Consider the following 14,355-nt stretch of genomic DNA (forward strand, 5'->3'; position numbering starts at 1 on the left):
AGGGGAACAGTCGACCATGAACATGCTCAAAGCCCTGGCGGGCGCGGCCGCCGCCATCGTGATCTCGACTGCGGGCGCAAGCGCCCAGTCGAAGCTCAGCTTGCGGCTCGACTGGAGCCTCTACGGCACCCATGCCGCCTTCTACCTCGGCGTCGAGAAAGGCCTCTACAAGGCTGAAGGCATCGACCTGACCATTAACGAGGGCTCCGGATCGGGCACGACCGCGCGGCTCTTGGCGCAGGGTGGCGACCCCGTCGCCTTCGTGGATTTCGGCACGATGGCCAAGGGCATCGGATCGGGCATGCCGATCAAGGCGATCCTCGGCGTCCATCAGGCCTCGCCAATGATGATCCTCAGCCATGCCGATGCGCCGATCAAGTCGCCGAAGGATCTGGAAGGCAAGGTCATCGCCATGGCGCCGGCAGAATCCACGGCGCAGATGTTCCCCGTGCTGCTTTCGGCTGCCGGCGTCGATGCGGCGAAGGTCAGCGTGCTTGCCCCGGCGACCGGTGCGAAGACCGCACTGTTCCTGCAGAAGCGCGTCGATGCGATCACCGGCGTGACCTATTTCCATCTCCCGCCGATGGAGCGCGATAAGGTCGCCGTGCATTATTTCACCTATGCCGATTATGGCGTGACGGCGCTCGAGGGCGGCGTGGCCGCCAATACGGAATGGCTCGCAGCAAATCCGGATCTCGCCAAGCGTTTCGTCAAGGCGACACAGACGGCCTTCGTCGCGGCCAAGGCCGATCCCGCCGCAGCCGTCGACGCGCTGGTGAAGCTGCGCCCGGAGCAGGCCCGCAACCGTGACCTGCTCATTCGCCAGCTGCAGATTTCGATGGAGTCGATCGCGACGCCGAACACGAAGTCAATGCCATTCGGCCGGATGTCGGAGAAGGACTGGCAGACGATGATCGACCAGCTGGTCGCGTCGAAGCAGCTGGCTACCCCAGTCGCACTCGACAAGCTGTTCAGCAACGAGTTCCTGCCGAACTGAGCCACGAGATCATGAGCGCAGCAGCGATCGGCATCGCCGCGGTCGAACAGACCTTCACGACCTCCGGTGGGCCGGTCAGAGCCCTCGCGGGCATCGATCTCGATATCCGCCAAGGCGAATTCGTGTCCATTGTCGGACCAAGCGGCTGCGGCAAGAGCACGCTCATGCGTATCGTCGCCGGACTGGTTCGTCCGACCTCGGGCGAGGTGCGGATCGGCGGCCGTCTCGTCGATCGCCCCGCGGCCGATGTCGGGATCGTGTTCCAGAAGGCCACGCTTCTGCCCTGGCGCAACGTCATCGACAATATCGCGCTCCAGCTCGAGATGCGCGACTTGCCGAAGGCGGCGAAGGCCGATCGGCTGCTCGAGCTCATTGACCTCGCCGGTCTCTCGGGCTTCGAGGGCGCGCTGCCTCATCAACTCTCGGGCGGTATGCAGCAGCGCGTCGCGCTTTGCCGCGCGCTGATCCACGATCCGGCGATCCTGCTGATGGACGAGCCCTTCGGCGCGCTCGACGCTATGACGCGGGAGACGATGAACACAGAGCTGCAGCGCATCTGGATGGCGAGGCGCAAGACGGTTCTCTTCATCACGCATTCGATCTCGGAAGCGATCTTCCTGTCAGACCGGGTTGTGATCATGTCGTCGCGACCGGGAACGATCTCCCAAGTTGTCGATATCGATCTGCCGCGCCCGCGTGGCTTCGATTTGATCGCCGATCGGCGCTTCGCGGAAGCCGTCACAACCGTGCGCAAGGCGCTCGAAGCTACCGGTATGGTTGAATAGCGCCACCGCTCAACCTTAGCGGTGCGCCCTCGCTGGACTGCAGAGCAACTAGTTCCGAGCAACGGCAGGCCGCGGATTCGCCGCTTAGGCATCCAAGGTGCGCTGGGCGACGTTATGTTTTCGGCCGCTCTGTGGCGCAGTCGTGCCGCGATCTTTTCCAGGCCGCTAGTCGAACGGCTGTTCCGACCTTAAATAATTGTGATTAATTGATTTTTTCTGGTGGTCCTTGGCGCCAATCTCAGCTTCGGAGGGCAACGCTCTATCCGGCTGAGCTACAGGCGCTAACCGTGAAGGCTGGACAGCTGATTGGCGACGCTTCGGCAACGCGGGATTTGCGGCTGAGCAGAGCCCGAGGCGGCAAAAATCACGGGTTCGAATCGCGCCGGGTGCGCCGCGGGTGTGGCGTCAGGCGGTAGCGCTCTCGCTGAGGTCTTTGATCGTGGAGAATAGCTTACCGATCCGCAGCTCGTCGAAGACCTGCTCCGGCCCCGTCGGCGCGATGTCCGTGAAAAGCGGCTCGTAGAGCAGGCCGGAATCCATCGTGATGCGTCAGGGGCTCAATTAAGGGGCCGACGAACTGGAACCTGCCGATCGGCGGGCTGCTCAGATCGTTCAACTGGCCGGGGCACCGGCTGGCCGCGCGGGCACCTAGAGCATTTCCGCGTTTCTCCGAATCGCGAAAATTCTCTAACCTTTTGTTTTGACGCATTTTCTTCACGCGAACCGGTATCCACTTCGCTCGAAAATGCTCTAGCCCGCCCGCCGCAATTGCGGCGCGCGACGCATCGTCGTCGCGGCAGGGCCAAATGCATCGAACTTGACGTGCACGACCGTTGCCGGGATCCGGCGCGTCAGCACGTCATATGAGACCTGCCTGTCCGGGCTCGCTTCGTTTCGCTTGATCGCATGGACGATGCCTTGGGTCGACGCGATCGCGAGCAGCAGCAGGATGGCGTAGGCGCCGAGCAGGCCGCTCGCCGGAACGACGAAATTGAAATGAGGCATCGCTCCCAGGATCAACGGCACATACCAGGAGGTTGCCGAGATCGTTCCGAATGCGAGCATCAGAGCGCATTCCCGGCGGGGCAATCCCGCAAACAGGGCCCGGCCGACCTGCCTCTTGATCAACGGCACCACGCTGCTGTGGATGAAATAGCCGTTGATCGTAAGCACGACGACGATCGCGATCTTGGCCCAGACTTTTTGGTTCGCGAGCTTGGAAGGATCGAACATCACGTAGTGGAAGAGGTAGGACAGACCCGAGATCCACAGGATGACCAGCCCACCGGTCACGATCTTGGTCATGAATTCGATGAGAACGACATGCTCGCTCCGGACCTTTCCGGCCAACAGAAACCTGACCACGATAAGGTCCAGCACGGTCGCGGCGCCGAGCCCGAGAATGATTCCGATGAGATGACCGACCTTGATGATCGATTTGACCATCGCGCTTGGCTCAGCCGAGACGATGCTGTGAAAAACCTGCAGGATTGCCGACAGCGAGAACGTTGAATCCGGGGGGCATGGCGATGGTTTGCAAACTGCTGCCGTGGGTTGCGCCGTGTCGGATCTTTCCGATTTCCCGATCGAGCTGAATACGCTTGCCGCCTTGCTGATCGTGGCGCCGTCCTCCGCCCCGGCGGACCATCCCGCCCGCGTGCCGTCGAGAGACTGCCGCAATCCTCCATCGGACCATTCCGAGAGGTCCGAACCAGAGCCGCTGAACGAGATCGCGACGGTTGAAAGCTCGGCCGGGGCCGTTCGCCTGTCGCTGGACATGTGGACGAATGTGCAGCCCATGAGGGCCATGCTCGACATGAAAAGCGCGAGCGTTACTTTCGCGCAGCGAAGTATCTGAAGTATATCCAAGTCAGATCGCCCCTGTTCTGGGTGCTCGCGCTCGTAGCGCTTGTAGCAACGGCAGTGGAAGGCAGATTATTAGGCAGTCGCCATAGGCAAGCCGCCCCTCAATCCAAAGATGAGGGTGTCAGAGCGGCGCTTTCAGTCGAAAATACGCCTCAGGAGGGACGCCGAATCACGAACTGATCCAAACACTCATGTCCGTTTGAGGCAATTGTGTGTTTACAAATCGACATATTCGGTGATCGCGGGCCTGGCGCCGATCGCACGCGCGGCCCCCGCCAAACACTGGTTGGGAAACGAGCGAAAGGCCCGAGGCGGCAAGGGTCAGAGGCTCGAGAGCGCCGCAGCTCTGGAGCGGCGCTTCCGTGTCGGCAATGCATATCCGGCAGGACAGGAGCAAATCACCGGATGATCATGCGGGCTGTATGTTAGCATCGCCGGCATGACGAGGGTCGGGAGCCCGCTCAGATGACTCAACGCGACAAGGTCCGGCTGGCGATTTTGCCGACGCCGTTCGAACCGCTGCCACGCCTGTCACAGGCTCTGAGCCGCAACGGCCGAGCCCCGGCAATCTGGATCAAGCGCGATGACTGCACCGGCCTTGCCGGGGGTGGAAACAAGGCCCGGAAACTCGAATATCTGGTTGCCGACGCGGTGAAGGGTGGCGCCGATATGCTGGTGACGATGGGTGCGCTCCAGTCGAACCACGCTCGCCAGACCGCAGCGGCGGCCGCGCGACATGGATTGGGCTGCCTGCTGCTCTTGACCGACTCGGTGGCGGATCGCGGCGAGACCTATCGAACGAATGGGAACTGGCTGCTCCACCGGATCTTGGGCGCGGAGATCCGCGTTCTCGCTGCGAGCGAGGACAGTGCGGCGATCGCCGCGGAGACGATGACAGACCTGACGGCGCAGGGGCGCAGGCCCTATTTCATCCCGATCGGCGGCTCGAATGGGCTCGGAAGCCTCGCCTATCGCGACGCGCTTCTGGAGCTGGCGGCCCAGGCGAAGGATGAAGGCCGTCGCATCGACCATATCGTCCTGCCGACGGGGAGCGGCGGCACCCATGCCGGCATCCTCGCCGGCGTCGAGGAGGCAGGGTTGCCCTGCCGCGTTCACGGCATCAGCGTCTCGCGCTCATCCGAGCAGGCGCAGGCCATCGTGTCCGGGCTGGTTCAGGATATTTTTGCGCTGGAAGGGCGCCAGAGGGACACGATGGCCGCCGTGGAGGTCGATGATTCCCAGGTCGGTCCCGGATACGGCCAGCCCACCGCTGCGATGATCGAAGCCCTCGAACTGGTCGCACGCACGGAAGGGATCCTCCTCGACCCGGTCTATACGGGAAAGGCGATGGCCGGGCTTGTCTCGCTCGTCAGAATCGGCGCCATCGCTCCCGACGAGACCGTCGTGTTCTGGCACACAGGTGGCCTGCCCGGCCTCTTCGCCTATCCCGAGGTGTTCTAGGGATAGTTTCGATGCCGCCATCGTCGGTTGCGCCGGCAGCGGCATCGCGGTGGGCAGCAGGCGAGGCTGGCGGAGACGCTGGATCGGCCTGCCGGTAGCGCATGGCCGGGCGGTTGCGTTGCCGGCTGCCTTTCCTCGACACTGCGCCCCTGTTCGAGGCAGGGAGCGCCGGAATGGTCAATTGGTCGCAGGCCAGAGCGGAAGCCCTCGCCATCGTCGAGGCCTGGAGGCGCGAGGGCGGTCCCGGCGGCGCCATCGTCCTGTTCGATAGCGAGGGGATCCGCGATGCGCTTGGCGGCGGCTATGCCTCGATCGAGCATGGGTTGCCGTTCACGCCGGACACGCCGAACCGGTTCGCATCGATCAGCAAGCATTTCCTGGCGGTCGCCCTGCTGCAGGCCAACGTCCCGCTCGAGGCGCCGCTGGACCAGTTTCTGGACGACTTGCCGGAGCCGCTGAGCGAGGTCCCGCTTGGCCGAGCGCTCGACATGACCGGCGCCCTGCCGGATATGATGGAGGTGCTCTGGCAGCAGGGCATTCCCTTCACCGCAACGCTGAGCGCCGCGGATATCCGCCGGAATGTGCGACGCCTGCCCGGCCTCAATGGTGTCGCCGGCGAGGAGATGGCCTATTCCAATACCGGCTGGCGGCTGGCCCAGAGCATCATCGAGCAGCGCACCGGATCGGGCTATGCGGAGGTCATCGGCAAGCTCGTCGCTCCGCTCGACCTGCCCATCCGCTTCGTCTCCGACGAGACCGAGATCGTCCCCGGCCTCGCCAGCGGATATTGGCAGGACGGCGCCAGCTGGCGGCGCGGCCGCTACGGTCTCAATTTCTCGGCGTCGGGCGGCATGGCCGGTAGCGCCGCCGGATTGGCGCGCTGGTGCTCTGCGCTGATCGCCGGCCGTGCCCCGCTGGCCGGTATGCTGGAGCGCCTGCTTGCGCCGAGGCGCTTCAACGACGGCGCGGAAAGCGGCTATCGGCTCGGGCTCGTCGCCAGCACGCTCAACGGGATCGCGCTGGTCGGCCATGGCGGCTCGCTGCCGGGCTACCGGAACCATATGCTGATGGCACCGGCACTCGGCATCGGCGTCGTCGTCCTGACCAATCGCGAGGAGGAGGCGCTCTGGCCGGCGCTGCGCGTGCTCGCGGCCTTGGCCGATGTCGAGATGCCGGAGGCCGCGCGCGATGTGCCGGCCGGCCTCTTCGCCGCCGAGGCCGGCCCGTTCTGGGCCGAGCTGGCCGCCGATTCGGTCAGCGTCATGGGCGGCTTCGAGCGGCTTGTCGCGAACGGGGCGGGCGGCCTGCGCAGCCTGCCAGCCTATCTCGACCTCGACCTGATGCCCTCCGGCCCCGACATCCTGGAAGGGCGGATCGGCGGCGTGCCGCGCCGGCTGCTGCGGGTGCCGCCGACGGCTCTCGATCCGCGCCTCGCCGGCGCCTGGCGCGAGCGGAGCTTCGGCCTCGCCCTGACGATACGGCCGGACGGCACGGCACTGCTGCCCTGGGCCGGGACGACGGGAAGCGAGAGCCTGCTGACGCCGCTGCCCGGCGGTCGCGCGATCGCCGATCTGACGCATGGCCCCTGGCGGCACCGGCCCTGTCTGTGGCTGCAGCCCGACGGGAGCCTGCGGATGGCCAGCCATCGCGCACGCATCCTGCATTTCGACCGCGTTCACGAAGGAGCCACATCATGACCATTCGTCGCCTGGTCGCCCTGGCCTGCGGGATCGGTGCATGGGCGCTGGCGGCCGGCGCCCTCGCCCAGCCCGTACCGAAGACCGTCCTGCGAGTCGCTCCCCATGCCGACCTGAAGACGCTCGATCCGGTCGCGGCCTCGATCGTGATCACCCGCATGCACGGGCTGATGATCTACGAGACGCTGTTCGCCTGGGACGCCAATCTCCAGCCCAAGCCGCAAATGGTCGAGAGCTTTTCGACCTCGCCGGACAAGCTGACCTGGAGCTTCACCTTGCGCCCCGGGCTCAAATTCCATGACGGCCAGCCGGTGACGACGCGCGACGTCATCGCCTCGCTGAAGCGCTGGATGGCGCGCGACACGATCGGCGGCAAGCTCGCCGAGTATACCGACCGGATGGAGGCCAGCGACGACAGGACCTTCCTGCTGCACCTCAAGCGCCCAATGGCGCTCGTGCCCTTCGCGCTCGGCTCGGCGGTGGGGCAGATTCCGGTGATCATGCGCGAGAGCGACGCCACGAGCGACCCGATGAAGCCGATCACCGAGACGATCGGCAGCGGACCCTTCCGCTTCAACCGGGAGGAATGGCGCAGCGGCGCCAAGGTCGTCTATGACCGCAACCCGGATTATGTGCCGCGGCAGGAGCCGCCGGACGGGCTAGCCGGCGGCCGCGTCGTCAAGGTCGACCGGGTCGAATGGCTGATCATGCCGGATCCGGCGACCGCCGCGGCAGCGCTGCAGACGGGCGAAATCGATATCTGGGAGCAGCCGAGCCAGGACCTCGTCCCCGTCGTCGCCGCAAACAAGGAGATCAAGGTCGAGCGCTATTCGAACCTGGCCAACCAGGTGATGCTGCGGCCGAACAGCCTGCATCCGCCCTTCGACAATCCGAAGGCGCGGCTTGCCCTGGCCTATGCCACCGACCAGGCCGAGTTCCTCGCGGCCGGTTTCGGTGACGAGGAATGGTGGCGGCGCTGCAATGCCTATTTCATCTGCGGCGGCCCGAACGGCACGGAGGCCGGCACGGAGGGCTATGCCAAGCCGGACCTCGAGACGGCACGCCGGCTACTCACGGAGAGCGGCTACAACGGCGAGAAGCTGGTGCTGAGCACGAGCAACGACATCGCGCCGATCGGCCGCATGGCCGAGGTGGCGGCGGCCTCACTGAAGAGGGTCGGCTTCACTATCGACCTGCAGGTTTCCGACTGGGGCACGGTCACCACCCGCCAGCAGAACCGGGGAACGCCGGACCAGGGCGGCTGGAACCTCTTCGTCACCTATGCCTCGGGCGCGACGATGCAGTCGCCGCTGACCAATATCGGCACCAACATGGCCTGCGACAAAGCCTGGGCCGGCTGGCCCTGCGATGCGGAGGCGGAGAAGCTGCGCGGCGCCGTCGTCGATGCGCCCGACGATGCCAGCCGCACGCTTGCCGTGGAAACGCTGCACCGGCGGCTCGCCGAGATGCAGCCCTATCGCGTGCTCGGCCAGTTCGACCAGCCCTATGCCAGGCGCAGCACCGTGTCGGGCGTGCTGAAGGCGCCGGTCATGCTGTTCTGGAATATCGAGAAGAAGTAGCGGGCGGCGGGCCGGCCGACCGCTGCTTGTTCAGCTCTTCGCTCGAAAATGCCCTATCTTTCCCGGAAGATGCGCGATGCGTGGTCGAGGAAGGGCTTCGCCAGATAGGATAGCGCGGTCCGCTCCTCGGTCGAGATAAAGACTTCGACCGGCATGCCCGGCAGGAGCCTGCGCTCGCCCAGGGCGGCGGTATCGCCGTCGATCTGCACCTCGCCGACATAGAAGGTCGTGCCGTTCGTCGGATCCTTGGAGGTCGCGGGCGAGACATGCACGACCGTGCCCGGATATTCCGGCGTGCTGTTGCGCGCGAAGGCCGAGAAGCGCAGCCGCGCCGGCTGGCCGGGCCTGATCTGATCGATATCGGCTGGAGCGATCTTGACCTCGACAGTGAGCTTGGCCTTGGTCGGCACGATCGTGGCGAGGCGCGCAGCCGGCGTGATGACGCCGCCGACCGTGTAGACCATGAGTTCGTTGACGACCCCCGCGATCGGGGCCCGGATTTCGGTTCGCGAGAGACGGTCCTCGGTCGCCAGGCGCCGTTCGCTGAGTTCGGAGACCTTGGCTTCGACCAGGCGCAACTCGCGCTGCGCCTCCGTGCGCGCAACATCGTCGACGGCAATGATCTGGAGCCGCGCCTCGCTGATGCGCAACTTGGCGCGGGCGAGCGATGCCTCTATCTCACCGCGCTCGCCAAGCAGGCGCGTCCATTCGCGGTTGACGCTGTAGACCCTGGTGCCGTCAATCAGGCCCTTCTCGAACAGGCTCGTGAATTTCTTGCGCTCGAGCTCGACGAGCCTGAGCTCCTCGACCTTGGCGACGTGGCGCGCCTCGAGGCCTTTGATCTCCTCCCCGGACTGGACGATGCTGATCTCGAGCTGCTCCTTGCGGCTTTCCCGATTGCCCCTGTTGCCGTCGAACAGGCGCGTCTCGCCCTCGATGATGTGAGGTGCGTTCTCGGAGAGCTCCGCCAGCTCGGGGGGAAAGGTGATGGCGGGAAAATTGTCGCGCTCCGCGGCGAGCCGGACCTTGCGCCCGAGATTTTCGCTGAGCTGCGAGCGGATGATGGAGAGTTCCGCCCTTGTCTGGACATCGTCCAGCCGGAACAGCATCTGGCCTTCCTCGACGACATCGCCCTGCCGGACGGCGAGCGCCTGGATGATGCCGCCATCGCGATGCTGCACCTCCTTGAGGTTCTGGTCGACCTTGACGGTCCCCTGCGCGATCACGGCACCGCTGAGATGGGCGGTCGCGGCCCAGCCGCCGCAGCCGACGACCAGCACGAGCGCAAGCGTCGAGCCGGCGATCATATGGGGACCGAGCCGGAAGCTGGCCTTCTTCCCTCGCTCAGATCCTTTGGCCTTGGCGGAGATGAACGCGGCGAAGTTCTGCATGTTCACGGTGCTGTCTCCAATAATCCGGCATGGACGCAGGATATCGCGCCTCAGCGACGTCACCAGCTATAGTGAAATTTATGACTTCCCAGGATTTCGATGGTGAAATCCTTCTCATCGGTCTGCTCAATATACACGTCTACATAAGTATAATCTTCGTCGCCGATCTTCTCGATGCGGAAGCGGAACGGCCGTTCGCTACCGTCCTCGCTGTCGCCATAGGCGCTGCCGAAGCGCTCGCCCTCGGCGGTCTCGTCGCAATCATCCCGATCGGTCCGGATCTGATACTCCTGGATGACGATGCGGTCGCCCGCCTCGAGATCGAGGATCTCATGGATGAGCTCGCGCTGCTCGTCGTCGCAGGTGACATCGAAGTTGAAGATATCGTCGCCGGCCCCGCCGGTCAGCGACATCGCCTGAGCGCCGACAGTGAACTGGTCGTCTCCGGAGCCGCCGATGATGGCGTCGAGATTGACGATCCTGTCCTCGCCGATCTCGATGCCGATCGCCAATCCATCGGTCACGTCGACCGTGACGCCCAGAGTCGTGCCGGAAAGATCGAGCGTATCGAAGCCCTCGCCGCCATCGTAGCAATCCTCGTCGTCATCGAGCGCCACGATGATCCGGTCCGCGCCTTCGCCGCCCCGCACGATATCCGCGCCGGTGCCGCCATCGAGCGTATCGTCGCCCTCGCCGCCCGAGACGTCATCGTCACCGTCGCCGCCGTCGACGACATCATTGCCTTCGCCGCCGTCGAGCGTGTCGTCCCCGGCTTCGCCGAGCAGCACGTCGCTGCCTTCGCCCCCATCGACCTCGTCGCAGCCGTCGCCGGCCACAACGATGTCGGCGCCTTCGCCGCCCGCGATCCGGTCGCGGCCCTCACCGCCATCGATGATGTCGTCACCGTCGTCGCCGTCCAGCACGTCGGAGCCCTCGCCGCCGACGATGTGGTCATTGCCCTCGCCGCCGGACACGACGTCATCCCCCTCGCCGGCGAAGAGCGTGTCGTCGCCATCCTCGCCGAAGATCCGATCGTCGCCCGCTCCCGCAGCCACGACGTCGTTGCCGCCGCCGGCACGCACGGTGTCGCGGCCTGTTCCAAGCGTGACCTGGTCCTGGCCATTGCCGCCGGTGACCGTATTGTTGCCGTCGCCAGCGGTGACGCGGTTGTTGCCGTTGCCGGTGACGATGATGTTCTGGCCCGAGCCGCCATCCATCTCGTCGTCACCATCGCCACCGTCGAGAATGTCGTCGCCATCCCCGCCCGTGATCGTGTCGTTGCCGTCCCCGCCCATGATGTGATCGTTGCCGGCCCCGCCCGAGAGCGTGTCGCGGCCCGCGCCGCCATCGATCACGTCGTCGCCGTCGCCGCCCTCGACCACGTCATGGCCGCCGCCGCCATCGATCGTGTCGTTGCCGTCATCGCCGTGGATCTCGTCATTGCCGGCTCCGCCGGACAGCTGATCGTTGCCGGCGCCGCCGGTGATCAGGTCGTCGCCCTCGTCGCCATAGATGACGTCGTCGCCATCCTCGCCATGGAGCTGGTCGTCGCCGGCGCCACCATGGATCGTATCGTTGCCGGTGCCGCCATAGACGATATCGTTGCCGCGCCCGGCATAGATCAGGTCATTGCCGCCGCCACCGTGGATGATATCGGCGCCGCTGCCACCATAGACGATGTCGCTGCCGCCGCGCGCGTCGATCGTGTCGTTGCCGCCGAGCCCGTCGATAAGGTCGGCGCATTCAGTGCCGACGAGATCGTCGTCGCCGGGCGTGCCGATGATCTCCATGAACTCGACGACGCTGAACGAGGCCGTCTGCGTGACGGCGACCTCGCCATCGCTGATCTCGAAGCTGAACGAGACCGGGCCATAATAGCCGGCTGCCGGCTTGAACTCCCAGCCGCCCTCGACCTTCGTCAATGTGCCGCTGGACGATTTGAGGTTGACGATGGACAGCGTGTCGCCGTCAGCATCGAAGGCGCCGGACAAGAGCGCAGCCGCAGTGATCAGGATCGTCTGGCAGATGCCGGTATTGGCCAGCGTCAGGGGGCCGCTGAGGACGGGCGCGCGATTGCGGATCGGATCGGGATCCTGATCCTGATCCTGATCCGAGGGACCTGCGCCGCCATCGGTTTCATCGTCTTGGTGATCGTCCTCCCCGTCCGGGTCGAGCAGCTTCACGCCTGGCGGATCGGAGACAGGAGTCAGCGCCTCGAAACCGCGTGAGCTGACGGCGCCGACGCCAGGGAGGCCGACCGCCGTGTTGTCGAAGGCGACATTCGAGCGGTTGTCGTTGCTCGGGCGCCTGAGCCCGAAATTCGGGTCGATCGGGAGCGGTGTTGAGCTGGGCAGGGGCAACAGCTCGTAGTCGATCGCGGGTGAATCGATTCCCATGAAATCGGCGATGCCGCCAACCTCCGGCCCCGGACCACCGGAGCCGATCGCATTCTCGTCATCCGGAGGAAGCGAACCGGTTTCGTCCTCCGCCTCCATGGCGGCTTCCCGGACACGGTCTCCCCCAGCCCCTTCCGCTTCCTTATTCTCAGTGGGCGGACCGAGATCGGATTTGGCGAGGCTGGGGAAGAGGCTTTTAAGGTAGATGGCGACAGCCGTGAGCGCGAGCACGACCACGGCTGGGCCACGTGCGGAAGGCGCATCCTCCGGCTTGCGGTAGATCTCCTCCGCGCTCGGGACATGCGTCGTTTGCTGCTTGAAGGGTTTGACCTCGATCATGCCGACACCCGTTCGTGCTTGGCATTGAAGTGAGCTGGATGCGGAGCGCCCGGAGGCATCTTGAGCTGCGTCGGAGCCGCCTGCGTGCCCTGGCCCGCCGCCGAGGAGGAGAGGATCTCGTTCTTCGGCCCGAACGCCAGGAGCTTGCCATTCTGGATGACGCAGACGAAATCGACCGCGACGAGTGCGCTCGGCCGATGCGCCACGACGACGGCAATGCCGCCGCGCTCCTTGACCGCCTCGATCGCCGTCTTGAGAGCCGCTTCGCCCTCGCCGTCGAGATTCGAGTTGGGCTCGTCCATGATCACCAGGAACGGCTTGCCGTAGAGCGCACGGGCGAGCGCGATACGCTGGCGCTGGCCGGCCGACAGCGAGGTGCCTTGCGGGCCGAGCTGCGTCTTGTAGCCGTTCGGCAGCCGCACGATCATCTCATGGATGCCGGCGGCGGTCGCAGCCGCGACGATGTCGAAGGCATCCGCATGGGGATCGAAGCGTGAGATGTTCTCCTCGACCGTGGCGTCGAGCAGGCTCACCTCCTGCGGCAGATAGCCCATGGAGCGCCCGAGGCTCTCCTCCGGCCACTGCCCGAGTTCTGCGCCGTCGAGCCGGACCGAGCCGCGCAGCGTCGGCCAGATGCCGGTCAGCGCCTTGACCAGGGTCGTCTTGCCGCCGCCGCTCGGGCCGATGACGCCGAGCGCCGTGCCGGCCGAGAGATCGAAGCCGACCTCGCTCAGAAGAACCTGTCCCGAACCCGGCGCCGCGACGGTGATCTTGTCGACCTTGAGATATTTTGCCGGCATCGGCAGCTTCATCGGATCGACCGCCTGGCTTAGCGCCACGACGGTCTCACGCAGCCGGGCGAAGGCCAGGCGGGCCGCGACGAAGGATTTCCAGTTGGCGATGGCAAGATCGACCGGCGCGAGCGCACGCGCGGAGGCGACCGAAGCGGCGATGATCGCGCCGGCGGAAAGCTCGCCCTTGATCGTGAGATAGGCGCCGAGGCCCAGGATGGCCGATTGCAGGATCATGCGCAGCACGCGGGAGATCGCGCCGAAGGTGCCGATGAGATCATTCGCTTGCGTTTGCAGCGCAAGATGCTCGCGATTGGCCCCATCGAAGCGATCGACCGCCCGGCCGGCAAAGCCCATCGCCTTGAGCACCTCGGCATTGCGGGCATTGGAATCGGCGATCGTGTTGCGGACGATGGCAGCCTGGCGCGTCGTGCCGTTCAAGCGGCGCGTCAGCACCTCGCTGAGGACCGTGAGCAAGGTCAGGAGGAAGGCTCCGGCGAAGGTCAGGGCGCCGAGCCAGGGGTGCAGGAAATAGACGAAGGCGAGATAGAGCGGGATCCAGGGCAGATCGAACAGGGCGCTCGGACCCTGGCTGCCGAGAAAGCCGCGGACGGTGTCGACGTCCCGGCCGCGTTCGAGCGCTTCCGCGCTGGAGAAGCCGAAACGCGGCATGTCGATCGCGACCCGGTGGGCGATCGGCGCGATCTCCTCGTCGAGCCTGGCGCCGACCCGGACCAGTACCTGGGAACGGATGACGTCGAAGACGCCCTGGAAGAGATAGAGGCCGATCGCCAGGGCAGAGAGCGCCATCAGGGTCTGGACGGAGCCGCTGGTCAGTGCCCGGTCGTAGACCTGCAGCATGTAGAGCGAGCCGGTGAGCGCCAGGACATTGATGATGCCGGACATCGCGAACAGAAAGACGAAGACCGAGCGGAAGCCTTGCGTCAGTTTTGCTGCGTCACGCCGCCTGGCGTTCGTCAGTTCTCTCGAAGGAGCCATGATCGCAACCTGTCAGAAGCTTGTGCACCGATTGATGAGGGCGAATTGGGGAG

Annotated in this window: 10 protein-coding genes; 5 read left to right on the top strand and 5 right to left on the bottom strand. The window is 65.4% G+C overall.

Annotated elements, in window-relative coordinates; genetic code table 11:
• Nucleotides 1-16: 16 nt before the first annotated feature.
• Complete coding sequence (locus EV560_RS07140) at nt 17-997, top strand: ABC transporter substrate-binding protein (RefSeq protein WP_131855043.1); 981 nt, start codon at nt 17-19, stop codon at nt 995-997.
• 11 nt (nt 998-1,008) lie between these two features.
• The gene (locus EV560_RS07145) at nt 1,009-1,782 is read left to right on the top strand and encodes an ABC transporter ATP-binding protein (RefSeq protein WP_131855044.1); all 774 of its coding nucleotides are present in this window, start codon (nt 1,009-1,011) and stop codon (nt 1,780-1,782) included.
• A gap of 405 nt (nt 1,783-2,187) precedes the next feature.
• Here EV560_RS07145 and EV560_RS36660 read toward each other — a convergent pair whose 3' ends face one another.
• Both EV560_RS36660 and EV560_RS07155 read right to left on the bottom strand, forming a co-directional pair.
• Nucleotides 2,188-2,322, bottom strand: a complete 135-nt coding sequence (locus EV560_RS36660; protein ID WP_282568839.1) for a hypothetical protein — start codon at nt 2,320-2,322, stop codon at nt 2,188-2,190.
• A gap of 210 nt (nt 2,323-2,532) precedes the next feature.
• Nucleotides 2,533-3,651 (bottom strand): hypothetical protein, encoded by a 1,119-nt coding sequence (locus EV560_RS07155; RefSeq protein WP_131855046.1) that lies wholly within the window; start codon nt 3,649-3,651, stop codon nt 2,533-2,535.
• 462 nt (nt 3,652-4,113) lie between these two features.
• On the opposite strand from EV560_RS07155, the gene EV560_RS07160 reads away from it, so the two are divergent.
• The 3 genes from EV560_RS07160 (at nt 4,114) to EV560_RS07170 (ending at nt 8,386) form a co-directional block, all read left to right on the top strand.
• Nucleotides 4,114-5,109 (top strand): D-cysteine desulfhydrase family protein, encoded by a 996-nt coding sequence (locus tag EV560_RS07160; protein WP_131855047.1) that lies wholly within the window; start codon nt 4,114-4,116, stop codon nt 5,107-5,109.
• A gap of 173 nt (nt 5,110-5,282) precedes the next feature.
• Nucleotides 5,283-6,806, top strand: a complete 1,524-nt coding sequence (locus EV560_RS07165; protein ID WP_131855048.1) for a serine hydrolase domain-containing protein — start codon at nt 5,283-5,285, stop codon at nt 6,804-6,806.
• Nucleotides 6,803-8,386 (top strand): ABC transporter substrate-binding protein, encoded by a 1,584-nt coding sequence (locus EV560_RS07170; RefSeq protein WP_131855049.1) that lies wholly within the window; start codon nt 6,803-6,805, stop codon nt 8,384-8,386. Before EV560_RS07165 ends, EV560_RS07170 begins: the two co-directional genes overlap by 4 nt.
• Before the next feature lie 53 nt (nt 8,387-8,439).
• Here EV560_RS07170 and EV560_RS07175 read toward each other — a convergent pair whose 3' ends face one another.
• The 3 genes from EV560_RS07175 to EV560_RS07185 are packed head-to-tail and all read right to left on the bottom strand — an operon-like array spanning nt 8,440 to nt 14,302.
• Nucleotides 8,440-9,777, bottom strand: coding sequence for an HlyD family type I secretion periplasmic adaptor subunit (locus EV560_RS07175; RefSeq protein ID WP_131855492.1), 1,338 nt, complete (start codon nt 9,775-9,777; stop codon nt 8,440-8,442).
• 59 nt (nt 9,778-9,836) lie between these two features.
• Nucleotides 9,837-12,512, bottom strand: a complete 2,676-nt coding sequence (locus EV560_RS07180) for a calcium-binding protein (protein ID WP_131855050.1) — start codon at nt 12,510-12,512, stop codon at nt 9,837-9,839.
• Nucleotides 12,509-14,302 (bottom strand): type I secretion system permease/ATPase, encoded by a 1,794-nt coding sequence (locus tag EV560_RS07185; protein WP_131855051.1) that lies wholly within the window; start codon nt 14,300-14,302, stop codon nt 12,509-12,511. Before EV560_RS07185 ends, EV560_RS07180 begins: the two co-directional genes overlap by 4 nt.
• Between the last annotated feature and the right edge of the window lie 53 nt (nt 14,303-14,355).

This window comes from Allobosea sp. BK604 (assembly GCF_004341515.1).
Classification (GTDB): Bacteria; Pseudomonadota; Alphaproteobacteria; order Rhizobiales; family Beijerinckiaceae; genus Allobosea.

Coding starts and splice junctions, on each gene's coding strand:
- EV560_RS07140 (WP_131855043.1), top strand. CDS start 17: ATGAACATGCTCAAAGCCCTGGCGGGCGCGGCCGCCGCCATCGTGATC.
- EV560_RS07145 (WP_131855044.1), top strand. CDS start 1,009: ATGAGCGCAGCAGCGATCGGCATCGCCGCGGTCGAACAGACCTTCACG.
- EV560_RS36660 (WP_282568839.1), bottom strand. CDS start 2,322: ATGGATTCCGGCCTGCTCTACGAGCCGCTTTTCACGGACATCGCGCCG.
- EV560_RS07160 (WP_131855047.1), top strand. CDS start 4,114: ATGACTCAACGCGACAAGGTCCGGCTGGCGATTTTGCCGACGCCGTTC.
- EV560_RS07165 (WP_131855048.1), top strand. CDS start 5,283: ATGGTCAATTGGTCGCAGGCCAGAGCGGAAGCCCTCGCCATCGTCGAG.
- EV560_RS07170 (WP_131855049.1), top strand. CDS start 6,803: ATGACCATTCGTCGCCTGGTCGCCCTGGCCTGCGGGATCGGTGCATGG.
- EV560_RS07175 (WP_131855492.1), bottom strand. CDS start 9,777: ATGCAGAACTTCGCCGCGTTCATCTCCGCCAAGGCCAAAGGATCTGAG.
- EV560_RS07180 (WP_131855050.1), bottom strand. CDS start 12,512: ATGATCGAGGTCAAACCCTTCAAGCAGCAAACGACGCATGTCCCGAGC.
- EV560_RS07185 (WP_131855051.1), bottom strand. CDS start 14,302: ATGGCTCCTTCGAGAGAACTGACGAACGCCAGGCGGCGTGACGCAGCA.